The organism is Pseudomonas sp. G1002 (genome assembly GCF_013385455.1).
GTDB lineage: Bacteria > Pseudomonadota > Gammaproteobacteria > Pseudomonadales > Pseudomonadaceae > Aquipseudomonas.
Map to the genome: position 1 here is coordinate 1 of NZ_JACAPY010000011.1, position 18,273 is coordinate 18,273.

General features: G+C 61.5%; 15 protein-coding genes and 1 pseudogene. 5 read left to right on the plus strand and 11 right to left on the minus strand.

All coding sequences use genetic code 11. From position 1 onward, the window contains the following. Positions 1 to 185 precede the first annotated feature (185 nt). A complete protein-coding gene (locus HX801_RS05025) occupies positions 186 to 1,181 on the minus strand; it encodes a succinylglutamate desuccinylase/aspartoacylase family protein (RefSeq protein ID WP_177021704.1) in 996 nt (331 codons plus the stop codon). A gap of 158 nt (positions 1,182 to 1,339) precedes the next feature. Here HX801_RS05025 and HX801_RS05030 point away from each other — a divergent pair. Then, positions 1,340 to 1,768 (plus strand): annotated as a pseudogene (locus HX801_RS05030) (TetR family transcriptional regulator C-terminal domain-containing protein); the annotation flags it as partial. Here HX801_RS05030 and HX801_RS31945 read toward each other — a convergent pair. The 7 genes from HX801_RS31945 to HX801_RS05060 all read right to left on the minus strand — a co-directional run bounded on the left by HX801_RS31945 (position 1,724) and on the right by HX801_RS05060 (position 9,100). Continuing rightward, positions 1,724 to 2,722 carry a DMT family transporter gene (locus HX801_RS31945; RefSeq protein WP_008433732.1) on the minus strand — a complete coding sequence of 333 codons (999 nt, stop codon included), beginning with the start codon at positions 2,720 to 2,722 and terminating at the stop codon, positions 1,724 to 1,726. The pseudogene HX801_RS05030 and the gene HX801_RS31945 sit on opposite strands and share 45 nt — an antisense overlap. Further along, positions 2,719 to 3,417 (minus strand): ABC transporter permease, encoded by a 699-nt coding sequence (locus tag HX801_RS05035; protein WP_003217050.1) that lies wholly within the window; start codon positions 3,415 to 3,417, stop codon positions 2,719 to 2,721. Before HX801_RS05035 ends, HX801_RS31945 begins: the two co-directional genes overlap by 4 nt. 7 nt (positions 3,418 to 3,424) lie before the next feature. Beyond that, complete coding sequence (locus tag HX801_RS05040) at positions 3,425 to 4,129, minus strand: ABC transporter permease (RefSeq protein WP_003217052.1); 705 nt, start codon at positions 4,127 to 4,129, stop codon at positions 3,425 to 3,427. Between the two features lie 166 nt (positions 4,130 to 4,295). Next, positions 4,296 to 5,132 carry a transporter substrate-binding domain-containing protein gene (locus HX801_RS05045; protein WP_087692319.1) on the minus strand — a complete coding sequence of 279 codons (837 nt, stop codon included), beginning with the start codon at positions 5,130 to 5,132 and terminating at the stop codon, positions 4,296 to 4,298. Positions 5,133 to 5,157: 25 nt separating this feature from the next. Then, the gene (locus tag HX801_RS32155) at positions 5,158 to 7,152 is read right to left on the minus strand and encodes an aminotransferase class I/II-fold pyridoxal phosphate-dependent enzyme (protein WP_102604649.1); all 1,995 of its coding nucleotides are present in this window, start codon (positions 7,150 to 7,152) and stop codon (positions 5,158 to 5,160) included. Between the two features lie 103 nt (positions 7,153 to 7,255). After that, positions 7,256 to 8,047, minus strand: a complete 792-nt coding sequence (locus HX801_RS05055) for a CDP-diacylglycerol diphosphatase (RefSeq protein ID WP_177021705.1) — start codon at positions 8,045 to 8,047, stop codon at positions 7,256 to 7,258. A gap of 69 nt (positions 8,048 to 8,116) precedes the next feature. Then, positions 8,117 to 9,100, minus strand: a complete 984-nt coding sequence (locus tag HX801_RS05060) for an aldo/keto reductase (protein ID WP_177021706.1) — start codon at positions 9,098 to 9,100, stop codon at positions 8,117 to 8,119. Positions 9,101 to 9,211: 111 nt separating this feature from the next. Here HX801_RS05060 and HX801_RS05065 point away from each other — a divergent pair, with 111 nt between their 5' ends. From HX801_RS05065 to HX801_RS05075, 3 genes are all read left to right on the plus strand, one after another. Further along, the gene (locus tag HX801_RS05065; RefSeq protein WP_134326650.1) at positions 9,212 to 10,123 is read left to right on the plus strand and encodes a LysR family transcriptional regulator; all 912 of its coding nucleotides are present in this window, start codon (positions 9,212 to 9,214) and stop codon (positions 10,121 to 10,123) included. Between the two features lie 102 nt (positions 10,124 to 10,225). After that, a complete protein-coding gene (locus tag HX801_RS05070; RefSeq protein WP_256344215.1) occupies positions 10,226 to 14,017 on the plus strand; it encodes a hypothetical protein in 3,792 nt (1,263 codons plus the stop codon). Between the two features lie 98 nt (positions 14,018 to 14,115). Then, positions 14,116 to 15,462 carry a sodium:proton antiporter gene (locus HX801_RS05075; RefSeq protein WP_177021707.1) on the plus strand — a complete coding sequence of 449 codons (1,347 nt, stop codon included), beginning with the start codon at positions 14,116 to 14,118 and terminating at the stop codon, positions 15,460 to 15,462. 3 nt (positions 15,463 to 15,465) lie between these two features. On the opposite strand, the gene HX801_RS05080 is transcribed toward HX801_RS05075, so the two are convergent. From HX801_RS05080 to HX801_RS05090, 3 genes are all read right to left on the minus strand, one after another. Further along, positions 15,466 to 15,606 (minus strand): hypothetical protein, encoded by a 141-nt coding sequence (locus tag HX801_RS05080; protein WP_003217070.1) that lies wholly within the window; start codon positions 15,604 to 15,606, stop codon positions 15,466 to 15,468. 11 nt (positions 15,607 to 15,617) lie between these two features. Then, on the minus strand, positions 15,618 to 15,830 hold the full coding sequence (locus HX801_RS05085) for a hypothetical protein (protein WP_003217072.1): 213 nt from the start codon (positions 15,828 to 15,830) through the stop codon (positions 15,618 to 15,620). A 72-nt stretch (positions 15,831 to 15,902) separates the two neighbouring features. Further along, positions 15,903 to 16,448 (minus strand): hypothetical protein, encoded by a 546-nt coding sequence (locus HX801_RS05090; RefSeq protein ID WP_003217074.1) that lies wholly within the window; start codon positions 16,446 to 16,448, stop codon positions 15,903 to 15,905. 413 nt (positions 16,449 to 16,861) lie between these two features. On the opposite strand from HX801_RS05090, the gene HX801_RS05095 reads away from it, so the two are divergent. Next, positions 16,862 to 18,271 carry a circularly permuted type 2 ATP-grasp protein gene (locus HX801_RS05095; RefSeq protein WP_003217076.1) on the plus strand — a complete coding sequence of 470 codons (1,410 nt, stop codon included), beginning with the start codon at positions 16,862 to 16,864 and terminating at the stop codon, positions 18,269 to 18,271. The last annotated feature ends 2 nt before the right edge of the window (positions 18,272 to 18,273 follow it).

Sequence of the window (18,273 nt, forward strand, 5' to 3'; positions counted from 1 at the left end):
GGCCAGGGATGGCCCATGACGGCGGCCCACGGTCCAAAGCCGGAGTGAGGGCACTCCGAGCCTAAGCGAGGTGCCGAGTGGTGGGGCAAGAGCGTTTTGCTTACTTTTGCGCTGTTCAAAAGTGAGCCGCTGTAAGAGCGGAACCAATACCAGCCATAACCGAAGAAACGGATATGTACTCCCGCCTAAGGATCCAACACCCCCCCGCTGTACCCCTCAGACAACCGCGTCCCGGTAAACTTGGCCACCACCGAACCCTGTGAAACCAGCCGCTCCCGATGCCCCGTCACCATCCGCCCGGTTTGCGCCGCATGCAGTACAACCTCAGAAGCCGGATCCCCAGGCCGCCGAATAATCCGCGCAAACCGCTCACCCTCTTCCACCTGTTCACCCAAACCTTTCTCAAACACCAACACCCCGGCACACGGCGCCAGGATGGTCTCCATGCAACCCATATCCACCACCTGCCCGTGCCATTGCGCAATCACCGGCGCCTCATCAATCACCCCACTGGCACAAAGCCAACCCCAGATCCCATCACCATCCTGCCCGGCCAGGGCATCACTCACATCCGCCTGCCCACGCAATTCAATCGTCGCCGCCAACCGCGGCTGCCCATGATCAATGATGGTCTCCTCAAACGACCCATCACCACCCTCGTCCCAGACAATCACCACATCCACCTGCAACGCCGCCGCAAGCGCCCGGCCCGCGGGCCAAAAGCTGCGGTGGATGTAGAGATATGGCAGGGCTTCATCATCGGTGTGCAGGTCCAGCACCAGGTCAGCATCGGCGGCCAGTTGCACCAGGCTTTTCTGCCATTGCGCCAGGTTGCTGGCCGGCCGCTCCATGGCCAATGAATGATCAAACGCCCGGTTGAAATTCTGCCCGGTAGCTTCGTGAAACCGCCCCAACAACCGCCCCTGGCGAAACTGGCCAATGCCAAACGGGTTGGCCTGGGGCACCACCGTCACCGTGCCCTTGAGCCGCCCCTGATCCTGGCAGGCCTGCAAACGCGGCAGCAGTTGATGCAACACCAGCATCCCGGCGATTTCATCGGCATGCACACCGGCCTGCAGGTGCACCCGAGGGCCGTCGCCGTCACCCTCGAAGCGCCAGGCGCCAATGTGCAGGGTGTTCCCGGAATCCCCGGGGACTTGCCACGAAAGGTCTTTTGCCATGCCGTTGCCCTCCTCTTGTTGGTTCTGCAGGTATATATTGAACACACGTTCAACCATGTATCTTCACCGAGGGTGTGCCTGTGGCCGAAGACCGTCGCGACCTGTTGATTGCCGCCACCCTCACCAGCCTCGCCCGTGACGGGCATGCCGGCATTTCCGTGCGGCGCATCGCCGCTGAAGCCGGGGTTTCGGTGGGGTTGCTCAATCACCATTTCGGCAGCATCGATGCACTGATCGCCGAGACCTACCACAAACTCGCCAGCGAACTGACCACCGCCCTGTGGCAGGAAGTGGACCAGGCCGTGGGCCCTGCCGCGCGGCTCGATGCATTCCTCGCCGGTTCGTTTTCCTCGCGGGTCATGGACCCGAAACTGTTGGGCGTCTGGGTGGTGTTCTGGAGCCTGATCCGCCACTCGAACCACGTGAATGACTCCCATGAAAAAAGCTACCGCGCCTACCTCGACCTGATCCGCCAGTTGCTCGACGACCTGGCCGAGAGCGAAGGCTTCGTGATCCACGACACGCGCCTGGCCGCCATCGGCTTATCGGCGATGCTCGACGGACTCTGGCTCGAGTGGTGCCTCAACCCCGGCACCTTCAGCCCCGCCAACGGGCTGCACATCTGCCGTTGCTGGATACAGGGGCTGCGTCACGGAGCATTCGGCGCCGACCACATCCTGTGACACGGGGTGCCGGGCGCTGAGCATGGCCAGGGTGCCGCTGATGGCGATCAGCACGGCGCCGAAAATCAGCGACACGTCCATCACCGTGCCCCAGACCAGGCTCGAGAGCAGGAACGCCCAGATCAACCCGGTGTACTCGAACGGCGCCAGCAGCGTCGCCGTGGCCCGGCGGAAGCTCGCAAACAGCAGGAACTGGCCAATCCCGCCCACCAGCCCCGCGCCGAGCATCCCCAGCCATGCCGGGGTCGGCGATGGCGTGTGGGTCCAGGGCAGCGTCAGCGCCATGCAGATCACAAACACCACATTGGTGATCAGCATCTGCTCCAGCACCGAGGTGTTGTCGTCCACCTGGCGCAACTGGATATAGGTAAACGCCCAGCACAGTGCTGCCGCCAATGTCAGGGCGATTGGCAATGGGTCGAGCATGTTGCTGGGGCGACAGGCGATCACCACGCCGACAAAGCCGATGATCAGCGAAATCCACTGGCCGCGACTGGCGCGCTCCTTGAGGATCAATGCCGCGAGCAACGTGACCATGATCGGTGCGGAAAAATACAGCGTGGTCATTTCCGCCAGGGTCAGGTCTCTGGCGGCGGTGTAGTACAGCAGCCAGGCCAGCAGCGACAGCAGGCCGCGGATGATCAACAGCTTGCGGCTGACCGAGTGCCAGGCACGCTTGAGCAAACCCATTCGCCCGGCGATCACGCACGCGGCGACCACCACCAGGCTGCGCCAGAACAGGATGGTGAACACTGAATAGTCGGCCACCAGCCATTTGATCCCGGCGTCCTGCAGCGCCAGGAACGCATAGGCCAGCGAGCACAGGGCAATCCCTTGCAACGAGCGATCGGTTTTCATCCGGCAGACCTGCGCAACGGTGTGCCGCGTCGCTCGGCAATGGCGTACAGGGCTTCAATCAAAAAGGTCAGGCACAGGTAGACCCCGGCCACCAGCAGCAGCGGCTGGTAGATCTGCAAGGTCTGGGCGCGTACCACGTTGGCGGCGCCAAGCAGGTCGACCACGGCAATGGTCGAGGCCAGCGCCGTGGACTTGAGCAGCATCACCGTCTCCCCCGCCAGGGTCGGCAGCAGCAGGCGCATGGCCCGTGGCAGGCGCACCCGCAACAGTGCCTGGCGTGGCGTCATGCCGAACGCCGAGGCGGCTTCCATTTCACCCTTGGGCACGGCCAGCAGCCCGCCGCGAATCACTTCACCGACGTACGCGCCCACCGACAACACCAGGGCGAACACGATGTACCAGTAACCGTCCCGCAGGAACGGCCAGAGGAAACTCCCGCGAATCATCGGGAACTGGGCAAACAGGCTGCCCAGGCCGTAATAGAAGATGTAGATCTGGATCAGCAACGGCGTGCCCCGCAGCACACTGGTGTAGCCCAGTGCGCAACGGGCCAGCCACTTGCGCCGGGACAGCCGCGCCAGCGCTACCAGCACCGCCAGGGCGAAGCCGAGCACTGCCGAGATCACCAGCAGCGACAGCGTCGTCTGCAAGCCCTTGGCGATCAGTCCTGCGTAATAACTTATCCACTCAGGCATGTGCGGCTCACTCGACAACCGGCATCCAGCGACGAATACGTCGCTCCAGGCGCCCGGACAGGTAGTTGGAGGCCAGTGTCACCAGGTAATACAAGGCGGCGGCCGTGAGGTAGAACAACAGGTAATGCCGGGTCGAGCCCGCCGCCTGTTTGGCGGTGTACAGCAGTTCGTTGGTGCCCACTACGCTGATCAGCGCGCTGTCCTTGATCAGGTTGATCCACAGGTTGGACATCCCCGCCAGGGCGTATGGCGCCATGATCGGCAGGGTCACCCGACGGAACAGGCCAAAGCCGCTCAAGCCAAACGCCCGCGCCGCTTCGATCTGGCCATGGGGAATCGCGAGGATCGCCGCGCGAAAAATCTCCGAGGCGTACGCGCCTTGCACCAGCCCCAGTACCAGGACCGCTACCAGCGGGCCGCTGATGTTGAACTGCGCAAACCCCAGCCACAGCATCAATGCGTTGAGGCCCATCGAGCCTGCGTAATACAGCAGCAGGATCAGCAGCAACTCGGGCACCGCGCGAAACACCGTGGTGTAGCCGCGCATCAGCATGGCTATCGGGCGCGGTGCACTGAGCTTGGCGCAGGCCACCACCAGGCCGATCAGCAGCCCCACCGCAAACGAGCCGGCGGAGATCTGCAGGGTCATCCATAACCCCTTGAGCAATGCGTTGCCCCAGCCTTGTTCGCTGAAGCTGAGTAGATCGAACATCGCGGCTCCCTATTTCGATGACACGCGGTGACCCTGTGGTGAGGGAGCTTGCTGTGGCGAGGGAGCTTGCTCCCGCTGGACTGCGTAGCAGGCCCATTTTTTTGGGGGCGCTTCGCACCCCAGCGGGAGCAAGCTCCCTCGCCACAAGCACTCTCTTTCTACCGGGTTAGTTGGTGTAGGGGCTGTCGCAGACTTTGCTCACATAGGCAGGCGTGTCGGCGCGTTTGCACGGGCTGACCGATACCCCAAACACGCTCTGGGACAGGTCGGCGTAGTCCTTGCTCACCAGCAACTCACCGATGGCCTTGTCGAGCCGGGCCTTGAGTTCGGTGTCTTCCTTGCGCAGGCCAGCCCCCACGCCGCGGCCGATGATCGGGTCATAAGGCACTTCGGCGATTTCGGCCAGGCCCTGGGCCTCAGGGGTCTTGACCATCATGGCGATGGCGACGCCGTCGGCCATCATCAGGTCGGTGCGCCCGGCAATCAGGTCGGCGTTGGCCGATTCCTGGGTGTCGTAGTACTTCAGGTCAGCAATGTTCTCGTAGTACTTCTTCAGGTAGTTGGCGCTGACCGTGGAGATCTGCACGCCGATGATCTTGCCCTTCAGCCCTGCCGGCGAGACTTCGACCGTGGTGCCCTTGGGGCCGGCAATGCCCAGCAGCGAATCGTAGTAGGCGCGGCTGAAGGCGATCTGTTTTTCACGCTCTTCGGTGACCGACATCGAGGAGAAAATCACGTCGATTTTCTTCGCCAGCAGCGACGGAATAATCCCGTCCCAGGCCACTTCCTTGATCTGGCACTCAGCCTTCATCAAGCCGCAGAGCTTATGGATCAGGTCGACTTCAAAGCCCGTCCACTCACCATTGCCGCCCTTTACCGTGAACGGTGGGTAGGGTTCTGCCGCCACCGCGAACACAATGGGTTTCTCCGCCGCCAACGCAGTACCTGCCGCCAGCATCAACACAGCACTGCTCAACCACTTTGCCAATCGTTTGGATTTCATGATCTTGCCCCGTCTTTTTTTGGAGTTAGCGAGTTTGATGCGCGTTGACGAACTGCCGGCAACGTTCACTGCGTGGGTCGATAAACACCGAGTCCGGCGAGCCGGTTTCCTCGATCAGGCCTTGATGCAAAAACGCGACTTTGGATGACACATCCCGGGCGAACGCCATTTCATGGGTCACCAGGATCATGGTGCGGCCTTCTTCGGCCAGGGAGCGAATCACCCGCAGGACTTCGCCCACCAGCTCCGGGTCGAGGGCCGAGGTGGGTTCGTCGAACAGCATGACTTTGGGACGCATGGCCAGGGCGCGGGCGATGGCCACCCGCTGCTGCTGGCCGCCGGAGAGGAACGCCGGGTATTCATTGCGCTTGGCGGCCAGGCCAACCCGGTCGAGCAAGGCTTCGGCGCGCTCGATGGCTTCGGCCCGGCTTTCGCGCAGCACCTGGGTCGGCGCTTCGATCAGGTTCTCCAGCACAGTGCGATGGGGCCACAGGTTGAAGTTCTGGAACACCATGCCGAGTGTCGAGCGAATCCGCACCAGTTGCCTGGCGTCGGCCACCAGCGGTGCGCCGGGCCGGCCGTAGTTGAGCTTGATGCTTTCACCGTCGACGTGAATGCTGCCCTGGTCCGGCACTTCGAGCATGTTGATGCAGCGCAGCAAGGTACTTTTGCCCGAGCCGCTGGCGCCGATCAGCGAGATCACCTCGCCTTCGTGGGCGGTCAGGGAGATACCCTTGAGCACCTCGATATTGCCAAAGCGTTTATGCAGGTCGAGCACCTCGATCATCTTCTTCGCAGCCACCGGCTGTACGCTGATGATTTTCGCCGCAGGCTCGATTCGCGGTTCTCCGGCGAGCTTGGCGACGAAGCGGCTGATACGTTCACAGGCTTCGGCCAGTCGCGCTTCACCCAGGGTAAACGACAGCCGCACAAACCCCTGGGCCGGCTCGCCGAAGGCCGCGGCATCCAGCACGGAAACCCCTGCTTCGCGGAACAGCCGCCAGGCGAAATCCAGGGAGCCGAGGCCGGTGTCCCGCACATCCACCAACACGAACATGCCTGCCTGCGGGGCCCGCACGTGAATGCCCGGGCAACCGCCGAGACCTGCTACCACCAGGTCGCGGCGGCGGCGGTAGGTTTCGCGCATGCCCTGGGTGACTTCATCGTGGGCCAGCACGGCGGCGGTCGCGGCCTCCATCACGAACCCCGGCAAGCCGTAGAGCATGCTCAATACCAGGGTTTCCGCGTGGGCCACCATCGCAGGCGCGGCGACGATCCAGCCGATGCGCCAGCCGGTCATGGCATGGGACTTGGACAGGCTGCCGATCACGATGCAGCGATCGGCCATGCCCGGCAACGCGGCCAGGCTATGGTATTCGCCATCGAACACCAGGCTTTCGTAGACCTCGTCCACCACGACCCACAGTTCATGCTCGATCGCCAGGTCGGCGATCACCTGCAATTCCTGAGGGTTGAGGACAACGCCGGTGGGATTGTTGGGGTTGGAGAAGAAGATCGCCCGGGTGCGAGGCGTAATGGCGGCAGCCAGCAGTGCCGGGTCGAGGCGAAAGCCCGAGTCGGCGGAACACGGCACCCGCACCAGCGTTGCGCCGCTGGCCTTGAGGGTCGCTTCGTAGGTGACGTACATCGGGTCGAGCACGATCACTTCATCACCGGCCTGCAACAGGCACAGCGAGGTGACGAACAAGGCGTTCTGGGCACCGGCCACGGTGATGACGTTTTCAGCGTCGAGCGGGCGAGCCAGGGACTGGCTGTAGCGCGCGGCGATGGCATCGCGCAGTGCCGGGCGGCCGGGGATTTCGGTGTAGTGGGTGTCGCCCTGGCGCAGGGCCTCGACGGCGGCGTCGGTGATGAACGAGGGTGTGGCGAAATCCGGATCGCCCACACTCAGGATGATGATGTCTTCGCCTTTGCTGCTGGCCTGGAAGGCAGCGTGGTGGATGTCCCAGGCGGCTACGCCCTGCCCTGCAATTCGCTCGACAAAAGGTGAAAACCGCATGCCAGTGCCTCTCGTTCAATCAGAAAAAGCGCAAGCCCGCCTGTTACCAGGCAGGGGGTGCAGCCAACATAATTGAAACTGAACACTCGTTCAACGGCAAACTTCACCGGATGTCGTTAACAGCTAAAACAGGTCGTTGTGGTGGTTTGTCCATCAGGTTGCACTGGCGGTCCTGCAGTTCTTCGGCGGAGGCCAGGTTCCATTCCTTGAGCGTCAACCGCGTGGTCAACAGGACGAAGTTGCCGTTCGCCGCCGGTGCCAACAGCAAGCTGTAACTGGCCATGGCGTCGCCCTGGGCCTGCACGTAGTCATTCAGGATGGCCAATGGGTCGCGCAGGTCGAATTCCACCGCCGACAACGTACGGGCACTGTAGGTATGCCCCTGCAGTTTTACCGGCAGGGTTTGCCAGTGCTCGTCGAGGGTTGCCGCGCGTTCGTTGAGGGTGTTGAAAATGTCGGGGCGCAGGCAGGCGATGTGAATGTGCAGTTGGTTTTGCGTGCGGCCATACCGCGAGTTGATCGCCAGGGAAACATAACGGTCGGCAATCGGCGTTTGCAGGCCGGCGGAGAGCACGTCGTGGTGTTTCCAGGCCTGGGCAAAGTAATGCGGCAACAAGTCCCGGGCCAGCGCGACGTCTTCGATTCCGGTGACTTTATCGGTGGGGATCAGCAAGTCCTGGTACGGGCCGTTGAGGTCCTTGAGCAGCGCGAAACCCTTGTCCGGATCAACCTCCAGGCAGGGGCGCGGATTCTGGTGCTGGTTCTGGTCGGGCACGCATTGACGGCTGACGATCTGCCACAGCACATCGGGATTGCCGCGCCATTTCCAGGCGGCTGCCATCGCCACCACACACAGCAAACCACCCATGATCTTGAACAAGGGACCGCGCTTCATGCCAAAAACCTCAACGCCAAAGGAATGTCTTTTGTGTTTTGCAGCTGCAAGACATCCCTGTCGCAAAGGTTAACGCTGGGCCGGGGCCATGAACTCCGGCCCTACCGGGTCTTTTATCGTGCTGGCCAGAATACGGTCGATATGTTGCAGGTCGTCGGCCGTGAGCTGCCAGCCGAACGCATCTTCAACGCCTTTGAGCTGCTCCGGCCGGCGGGCGCCCCACAGTGCAACCGTGGGGCCCTGGTCCAGCACCCAGCGCAACGCCAGGGCCAGCACAGACTTGCCGTGGCATTCGCGAGCGTACACGTCCAATGCCGCGACCGCCGCCAGGTACTGCTCAAAGCGTGGCGCCTTGAATTTCGGGTCGAGCTTGCGCACGTCATCCCCGGTAAAACCCGTGGCCGCGTGCATGCTGCCGCTCAACAAACCCCGGCACAGCGAACCGTAAGCCAAAACCACCAGTGAATTTTGCTTGGCGTACGGCAGGATATCGCTGTCGATCGCCCGCTCAAACAGGTTGTAGGGCGGCTGCACGGTGTCCAGGTGCGTGTACTGGCGGAAATCGTCCATTTGCGCAGGCGAATAATTGCTCACCCCCACGGCAAGGATCTTGCCTTCACGGCGCAGTTTTTCCAGCTCGCCGGCGATTTCCTCCTGGGCTACCAACGGGTCGGGCCAGTGAATCTGGTAGAGGTCGATGTAGTCGGTTTCGAGGCGCAGCAGTGAGTCTTCGATTTCCTTGCGGATACGTCGGGCCGTGGCATTGCGGCGCACCGTGCCGTCGTCCCATTGCAACCCGGCCTTGGTGGCGATCACCGCCGTGTGGCGTACGCCGCGCAGGGCCCGGCCGATCAGTTCTTCCGACAGCCCAAGGCCGTAGACCGGCGCACTGTCGATAAAGTTGATGCCGCTGGCCAGCGCATGGCGAATGGTCTTGACCGAGACCTCATTATCGGCGCCGCCCCACATCGAGCCACCCATGGACCAGGTGCCCAGGGCAATCCGCGAGACGGCCTTGTCGATGCCCGGGATCTTGATGGTTTCGATACTCATGAAAAAGCCTCCGCCAGAAACAATCAGTAAAAAAACGATTACTCTAGATCATCCGTGGTTGAATCGGGCTCAACGCCGCGTGCAACCCAAACCCCATAAAAGGTGCTTGATATGGCTGCGTTCAACCGCTCCGAGTTGGCCGACCTGAATGTTTTCATGGCGATCATCCGTCGCCGCAGTTTCCGGCATGCCGCCAATGAACTTGGCGTCACCACCTCGGCCCTGAGCCACACCATGCGCAACCTGGAAACGCGCCTGGGGGTCAAATTGCTGTATCGCACCAGCCGCGCCGTAGAGCCTACCGATGCCGGCGTGGTACTGGCGGAAAAACTCAGTGCCGGCTTTGCGACGATCCAGGACGGCCTCGACACCCTCGAACTGTACCGCGAGGCGCCGATTGGCCGCCTGCGCCTGAACGTACCCCGGGATGCCGCGGTGCTGCTGATTTCGCCGGTGCTCGGCGAGTTCACCCGCACCTACCCGCAACTGCGCCTGGACGTGATGATCGAGGACCGCATGCTCGACATCGTCGCAGAGGGCTACGACGCAGGGATCCGCTATGGCGCCACGGTGCCCCAGGACATGGTGGCCGTGCCGCTGACCGGCGAGCTGCGCTGGATCATGGTCGCCTCCCCGGCCTACCTCGCACAGGCAGGGACACCTGCAGTGCCCAGGGACTTGCTCACGCACTCCTGTGTACGCATGTACCTGGGCGACAAGACCACCTACAAATGGGAACTGGGCAATGGTGCACGCCAACAGCGGCTCGATGTGCCCGGCCACTTCAGCGCGGCCGACACCCAGACCATCGTTGATGCGGCCCTGCAAGGCGTGGGTATCGCCTATTGCCTGGAGAATCGCGTGCTGGCGGAACTGGCCGAAGGGCGCCTGGTGGAAGTGCTGCCCGACTGGGCCTGCATCGGCGCGCCGCTGTGCATGTACTACCCCAGCCGGCGTCAGTCGCAGCCGGGATTGCGCCAGCTGATCGACATGATTCGGCTGAGGACCGCGGCGCACCCTTAGCATGGGCGCGTAAAACGCCGTATCAATCTGCATGCCAGTGGGATGGAATCGCTGAGGGGGCATCGGGTACGAAGAGTTACACCCGCTGGAGCGAAGCGCTGCTTGGGTGTACTCGATAAATTACCGGATCCCCCTCCTATGACAATTGCTCCTACTCAGGCTACGGCTTCTTTCATTCCTTTGAACGCACCTGACAAGCCGCTTCCCCCGGCGCGGCTCCAGGCCGCAGCGCCGGAAAATGCCGCGCCAGGCTCCCCCGGGACCAGGATCCCCAGCCCGCGTGCCGATGCCGACGGTGAACTGGCAGGCCAGGTAGCCAGCGCGCTGCGTCAGGTCAAGGGCGACGGCCATGACGACGCGATCATGGTCGAGAACATTCCGCCGAACTCAACGTTCGGGCAGTGGTGGTCGCAGTTGGGGCGTGCCATGGAGTCCCCGCAAGTCCGTGACTGGATGAGGGAAAACGGGATAAACCCCAATTCAGTGATGATTGACCCCAATACCGGGAAGATCACCTACCAGCGCAGGCCCTCCGCCGCCGCGCAACCCAACGGCCCCGATGACAAAGGCTGGGCGCAGGTGAGCGCACAGGTCAGGGACGCCGCACGCGTTATCGGCGACGGTAACCCGATCCCCTTCAAACCGCCGCTCTCCCAAAACAGCAACAGTGCCCCCCTGTGGTTGGTGAGCCAATTCTACAAAGAGCAAGAACATATCCTGCCGGATCATGCCCACGAGCGTGCAGATGAGTTGGCGCGCGACAAGGCTTTTACCGGCGTGAGCGGCCCGCGTTTTGCGGACCTGCACGAAACCCGTGGTGAGGATGAGGTTGAGCGCCAGAAAGCCCTGGTGGGCAATACCCAGACGCTGAACACCGTGGGGCGTGAACTCAATTACCTGCTTGAGCGGATTCGATCGGGCAGCATTGGGAGCGGTGACGTTCTCGACTACCTGCAAAAGAATAAAGTCGAGCTTCACCCCGACAGCGCTTACCGCCAGGTCGGGAGCACCGACTCAGGGAGCACCATTAGCCTCAAGGAATTCCTTGAGATCAATGGCTGGGACGTGCCAACCACGCCCGAGGAGGTGGAGAACCTGACGAATTATCTGCTCAGGCCTGAACTCCAGACGCCGCTCCATGGCAATTATGGCGGTGCGCTGGAATGGCAGCCCCCGCTTGCGCCCGAGGCGGCGAATCAGCTGCGGTCCGACCTGCGCCGCGGCAAGATCGGCGACGTTGATTTGAACGGCGCCAGGAACGTAGTGGAATACCTCATGCAGGGCAAGTCGTTCACGCCTTCCGAGCTGGCTGACCCGCAGCGGGTGCTCGACTCGCTGATCCGCTCCCCCAAGGGCAAGGCGTTGGGCGAGGCCCTCCAGGCAAAATTTGACGCGCAGTCCATCAAAGGCAGTGCCACTGATTGGCTGTTGGCAGCCATGAGTGTGGACAAAGACAACTCGTTCCGCGCGACAGACCCCAGGTCCAGGCATCACATCGCCGGTTTTGCCGTGACCGGGAACAGTACCTGGGGCAAACCCGCATCCGGTATCGTCAGCCGGTTGGCCGAACATCTTGTCAGTACCGGCAAGGCATCGTCACCCGAGGCAGCGGCGCTACAAGCGCATCTGCTGCTCTCCACCCGCGCTCCGGAGTTCCTGGTTAAAGACATCCCGGACCAGGTCACCCCCGGTTCCCATAGTTGGGTCAGTTTTGTCACCGCGGTAGAACGCATCGAAGCCCAGTCTCCGGGTTCAACCGCAGGGATGTCCTATGGGCAGGTCATGCTCCACGCTGAGGTCGCGCCGGTCTCCGCCCAGGAGCGTTATGTCGAATATGCCGCCCAGCAAGAGGCGCTCAAGGATTGGGGAAGCGCGAACGGTATGCCGTATCCGGTGACCGAAGGCCAAATGAATGATGTACGCGATGCATTCGATGCGCAGATCACCGAGCTGAGCGCGGCCAGTCAAACACAGAGCATGCCGATGCCATTACGCAAGGAAATGGCCCTGGAGCAGTTGCGCAAAGCCCTGCCAGGCATGGATACGGCAACCCTGGAAGACAAGAGCATCACGCTGGAACCCGCCCATAGCGATTTCCCGGGGCCTTATTCGATCCTCGACTTGTATATGAAGGACGCGCTTCACCATCGACCTGGCGTCGAAGAACCACCGGCCGTAGGGGTACTTGGAATTGGGCCCCCGCCCCCCGCTGACAATCAGTGGGTGACCTCATCCAGTACGTTGAACCTCAGCGAGGTGCTGGAAAAAACCAAAGACCTGCCAAGTATGCCGAACGTGTTCCAGGACGCGTTCGGGGAATACGCCGACGGCATCGAAAAAAGCGTCGCGGCCCAGGTGAAGTGGATGGTTTCGCGGCTCCCTGAAGAAGACCGTAAAAACCTGGAATACGGCGAAATCACAGTGGTCAGGGAAGTCGACGTCGATAAGGACAACTTTGGCAAGGAAACCCGCAAGCGGGTGCCCGAAGACAATTGCCTGCTGGTGAAAACCAGGCGCAAAAACCAGGTGCACACCTACGAAATCAATCTCAGGACCGCGAAGATTACCGAGCGTACGGACCTGGGTGACTTCACGGCAGGCAAACAACCTTCCAACCACACCCATTACCATAAAGACCTGGAAGAAGTCATACCTTCGGGCGAGTACGCACCCGGGTTGACGGATGAAAAAATCCAGGACGCCAACCCCAAGAGCTTTGGCAGTGCCCGAACGTCTTATATTGCCGATGCCATGGTGACGGATGTTGATATCCGGTCATTCAAAAAAGAGGCCGAGGGGGTCACCACGCTTGATACCGAGGTTCCCTTTTACAAGAAAGTCAATGAATTCCTCCTCAACCTGATCCCCTTGAGGTCGGCAATCGTCAACTTTCAAAACGGCAACATCGGCGAAGGTGTCGGCGACCTGGCCCTGGATATATTTGGGTTTGCCGTGGGCCTCGGTGCGGCAGCCAGGGGGGCCAAGGCCGTGGCCGCCGGCGCATCGGCTTTCAGCAAGTTCGCCCAGGGCGCGAAGATTGTCGGGCGCGCGGCGCTGGGGAGTTTCAATCCGTTGAGCGGGGCTGATGATCTGGCCCGGAGTGCATTGAAGCTGGGGCGCACCACGCTGACCGCTGGACGTAACGGCGTCAATCATCTGCGTGGCGCCTTGCGCAGTGTCGACCTGACGTCACTGGCGAAAAAGCCCGGCATTGCCGAAGGCACTTACAAGGCGGCCAATGCGACCGAAGAAGCCAAGGTGTTTGCGAAGTTTGATGACGCCACCGGTAATTGGCACGCCTTGAATGTGAAAACCAGACAGCCCTTTGGCGAGCCGCTGGAAAATTTCAAAGCTGACGCCGTGCCGGTAGAAGCGCTTCGCGACAAACTGGAGAAGCTCCATGCCAAAACGGGATACACCGGGACAATCTGCTACGAAAAAACCATGTTCGTCGGGATGGCAGACAATGCACTCCCGTTGAAAACTCGCGAGGCCGTGCTGGGCAGTGTGGTCAGGAGCGGGGATTCCAATTACACGCAACGCTACAAGGATCTGATGGGTATTACTGTCGAGAATACCAGCGCCGTATTCAGGCCCGCGGACATTACCGAATCAGGCGTTATCAACTTCATGAGCAATAAAGCAGACGGCAATATCGTACACACCGCCTATATTCAAAAGAGCAGTGATGGAAAGCTCTATATCTACAACACCAACCAAGCCGGCCTGGACAAAGCCATGTTCGATGCCACTGGCACTCTTGATCAATCGGTCGGTGCAACGGTATTCAGTCTTGATAATGACGGGCTGCAAAAGTTTCTCGACTCGGGGTTCACCTTCTCCTTCACCCCAAACAGCACCCTCAATGCCAACGTAACACGCCTGGCGACCTGACAAACCGCGGATTGCCCGAGCAGGCAATGCGCGTTTTTTGAACCTCTCTCTCCCGGCAAACCTCAAACGTTCACACAGACCATGCCCGGGACTATTCAATGACCTTCATCCTATGGATGGCCGTACTGGGCGCGGTGTTGCTCACCCTCGCCCTCACCTCCTCCTACCTGCGCTGGATGCCGGTCACCACCTCGGCGGTGTGCCTGTTGCTCGGCGTGGGTATCGGCCCGCTGGGCATGGACCTGCTGCATCTGGACATCAAGGCCTCGGCCAGTTGGATGGAGCACCTGACAGAAGTCGCGGTGCTGTTTTCGCTGTTCGTCAGCGGGCTGAAACTGCGCCTGCCCCTCAAGCACCGAACCTGGCGCATTGCGTTTGGCATGGCCGGGCCGGTGATGCTCTTGACCATCCTCGGGACGTGCCTGGTGCTGCATTGGCTGCTGGGGTTGTCGTGGGGGGTTTCACTGCTGGTGGGGGCGATTCTTGCGCCCACCGACCCGGTGCTCGCGGGCCTGGTGCAGGTCAATAACGCGCAGGATTATGACGCGCTGCGCTTCGGTCTTTCCGGTGAGGCAGGCTTGAACGACGGCACGGCCTTCCCGTTCGTGATCTTTGCGCTGTTTTTCATGCAGCACGGCGGGTTCGACGGTGACTGGCTGGGCGGCTGGGTGCTGAAAAACCTGCTCTGGGCCGTACCTGCCGGGTTGCTCGTGGGCTACTGGATGGGGCGTGGCATCGGTCGCGTCACCCTGAAGATGCGTATCACCAATGCCGACAGCACTCTGTCACCGAATGACTACCTGACGCTGGCGCTGATCGCCCTCGCCTATGTGGTGGCCGAAGCCATCGGCGGCTACGGCTTCCTGTCGGTATTTGCCGCCGGCCTGGGGCTGCGCCAGGCCGAGTTCAAGTCCACCGGCAACTCACAAACCCCGGCGGAACATCTGGCACAGCCGGTGGTTGGCCACATGGAAGTTGAGCCGGAGCATGCGTTGCATGGCGATGTCGGGCAACTGCAGGACACGCAAATCGCCGCCGGGGTGATGATGGGCGACATGCTCGCCTTTGGTGGGCTGGTGGAGCGTTCGATGGAAGTGTTCCTGGTGACCTTGCTGGGCGTGGTGCTGGTCAGCCATTGGGACTGGCGGGCGCTGGCGGTGGGGGCGGTGCTGTTTTGCGTGATTCGCCCCCTCAGCGTGCTGTCGATACCCTGGGGCAGCTTGCTGAATCGCCATCAGCGCGGGCTGGTGGGCTGGTTCGGGATTCGCGGGATCGGCAGCATCTACTACCTGTTCTATGCCATCAACCACGGGCTGGTGGGCACCAGCAGTGCGGTCGCGGTGAACCTGACGCTGTCAGTCATTGCCCTGAGCATCGTCGTTCATGGTCTCAGCACGCAGCCGATGCTGGCGTGGTATGAACGACGTGCCCAGGCACAACAATGACGTCTACTCCTGGTTTTCAGTGTTGCCGACGTCAGCGGCATCATCCAGGTCGTTAAGCGGTACTTCGGCATCATCCATCAATGAACCCGGGTCTTCGTTGCCCGGGTCATTGAGTTCATCGTCTTCGTCTATTTCAACTGACATCACCGTCTCCTCTAACCGCCTTGGGTATCGATATCGGCATCGGTTTCAGGCTTGGGCTCGCGCTCGGGCTTGAAATCTGGACTGTAGTCGTTTTCCTTGGCCTTGGGGTCGCTGGCAGGCTTGGGGTCTTTCGGCGCGTCGGCCGCGGTGCCGGGGGCCGGTTCGCCGCGGTCGATGGCGGGATCGTTACGGTTGCTGGTTTGCGGGTCGTTGTCTGTGCTCATGGCTCACCTCTGTTGGAAAACGCAGACTGCGTAAAGGTAAGGTCCCGTGCGGGTCGGTGAAGTTCCAATTGCTTATGAGCCGGGATTGTCCACCTGGATGTAAAACGCGTAGGCCCCCAGCATCACCCAGAACACCATGAACAGCCAGGGCGCGCGCATCGAGAACAACAGCGACTTGCGATAGCCCTTGTGGGACGACTCCATCTCACTGAACAGTGGCGACTCATCGTAGGCCAGGCCCATCACCGGCTCGCTGCGCAGCAGTTCGCTCTGCTTGTAATGCCAGTGGTCGATGATTTCGTAGGCCGCCCGAATCCCCGGCCAGGCGTTGAGGGAACTGAGAATGCCCAGGGTCGCCAGGAACACGGGCACCACCAGGGTGAACAGCTTGCCCCATTCGGGGTTCAGGTTGCCCATGCCGGACACGAAGGCGATCACCAGGAATGACTGCGCCGTGAGGTAGGCGTCGGTGCGGTTGGCCAGGATGCTGGTTTCGTACTGGATTTCACGCCGGTAAAAGTCGAGACGGTCCTTGGGCGAACCGAAAATCTTCGCGTTGTGTTCGCTGTGGTCGGTCAGGCTCGATTCCGGGGTGTCGGGTGAGATGATTCTGGGCACATCCGTGCTCCGTGCTGGCATTTGAAGCAGTTTAGAAGAACCGGGCTGGTGCAAAGTTCAAGTAATCAGCGCACCGTTTTGAGGCGATAGGGCCGCATCGGTGGCGCGGGAGCTTGGTGCCGCTGGACCGGGACAGCGCTCCGGTGCGCAGCGGTCTGGTTCCTTTTTGGGGCCGCTGCGCAGCCCAGCGGGAGCAAGCTCCCTCGCCACAAGGTGGATGGCACAGGCATTGCTTTAGTCCTTTATCTGCCCGGATACAGGAGCAATCGTTACCCCCCGACCCAGAGCCCACCCCAAAAGAAAGTAAGGACCAGGCCTGCTGGCACCATCAGCCACGGGCTCATAAAAAAATGCGTTTTCTAAAGCGGCAGTGCCAAAGCGCAGTTAGTCCCGGCACTGACAAGGTAATTGGAATGGCTCGATCTTTCTTTGATGAAATGAATGACGCACAAGGCGTTTGCCGTGCGCATTATCAGGAATTCTCCCGCTGGCTGGCCAACACGCCGCCAGAACTGCTGGCCCAGCGCCGCCGTGAAGCCGACCTGCTGTTTCACCGCGCCGGGATCACCTTCACCCTGTATGGCGACGAGCAAGACACCGAGCGCCTGATCCCCTTCGATATCATCCCCCGCAGCATCCCCGCCAGTGAGTGGAGTGTCATCGAGCGCGGCTGTATCCAGCGGGTGAATGCGCTGAACATGTTCCTTGCCGACATCTACCACGACCAACGCATCATCAAGGCCGGGATCATTCCCGCCGATCAGGTGCTGGGCAACGAGGGATACCAGAAAGCCATGGTCGGCCTGGACCTGCACCGCGATATCTACTCGCACATCTCCGGGGTCGACCTGGTGCGCGATGGCGACGGCACCTACTACGTGCTCGAAGACAACCTGCGTACCCCCAGCGGCGTGAGCTACATGCTCGAAGACCGCAAGATGATGATGCGCCTGTTCCCCGAGGTGTTCGCCAAGCAACGCATCGCCCCGGTGGACCACTATCCCAACCTGCTGCTCAAGACCCTGAAAAGCTCCAGCCGCCTGGACAACCCGAATGTGGTGGTGCTGACGCCGGGCCGGTTTAACAGCGCGTTCTTCGAGCATGCATTCCTGGCCCGGGAAATGGGCGTGGAGCTGGTGGAAGGCGCCGACCTGTTCGTGCACGACCTGAAGGTGTTCATGCGTACCACCGACGGCCCCAAGGCCGTGGATGTGATCTACCGCCGCATCGACGATGCCTTCCTCGACCCGCAGGCTTTCAACCCCGATTCGATGCTCGGCGTGCCCGGCCTGGTCGCGGCGTACTGCGCGGGCAACGTAGTGCTGGCGAATGCGATCGGCACCGGCGTGGCGGACGACAAGTCGATCTACCCGTACGTGCCGGAAATGATCCGGTTCTACCTGGATGAAGAGCCGGTCCTGCAAAACGTGCCGACGTTCCAGTGCCGCAAGCCGGATGAGCTGTCCCACGTACTGGCGCACCTGCCGGAGCTGGTGGTCAAGGAAACCCAGGGTTCCGGCGGCTACGGCATGCTGGTGGGCCCGGCGTCCAGCGCGGCCGAGATCGAGGACTTCCGCCAGCGTATCAAGGCCCGCCCTCACGCCTACATCGCCCAACCGACCTTGAGCCTGTCCACTTGCCCGACGTTTGTCGAAAACGGCATCGCGCCGCGGCATATCGACCTGCGACCGTTCGTGCTCTCGGGCAAGGAAACCCGCCTGGTGCCCGGTGGCTTGACCCGCGTGGCGCTGCGCGAAGGCTCATTGATCGTCAACTCGTCGCAAGGCGGCGGAACCAAGGACACCTGGGTGGTGGAGGGCTGAGT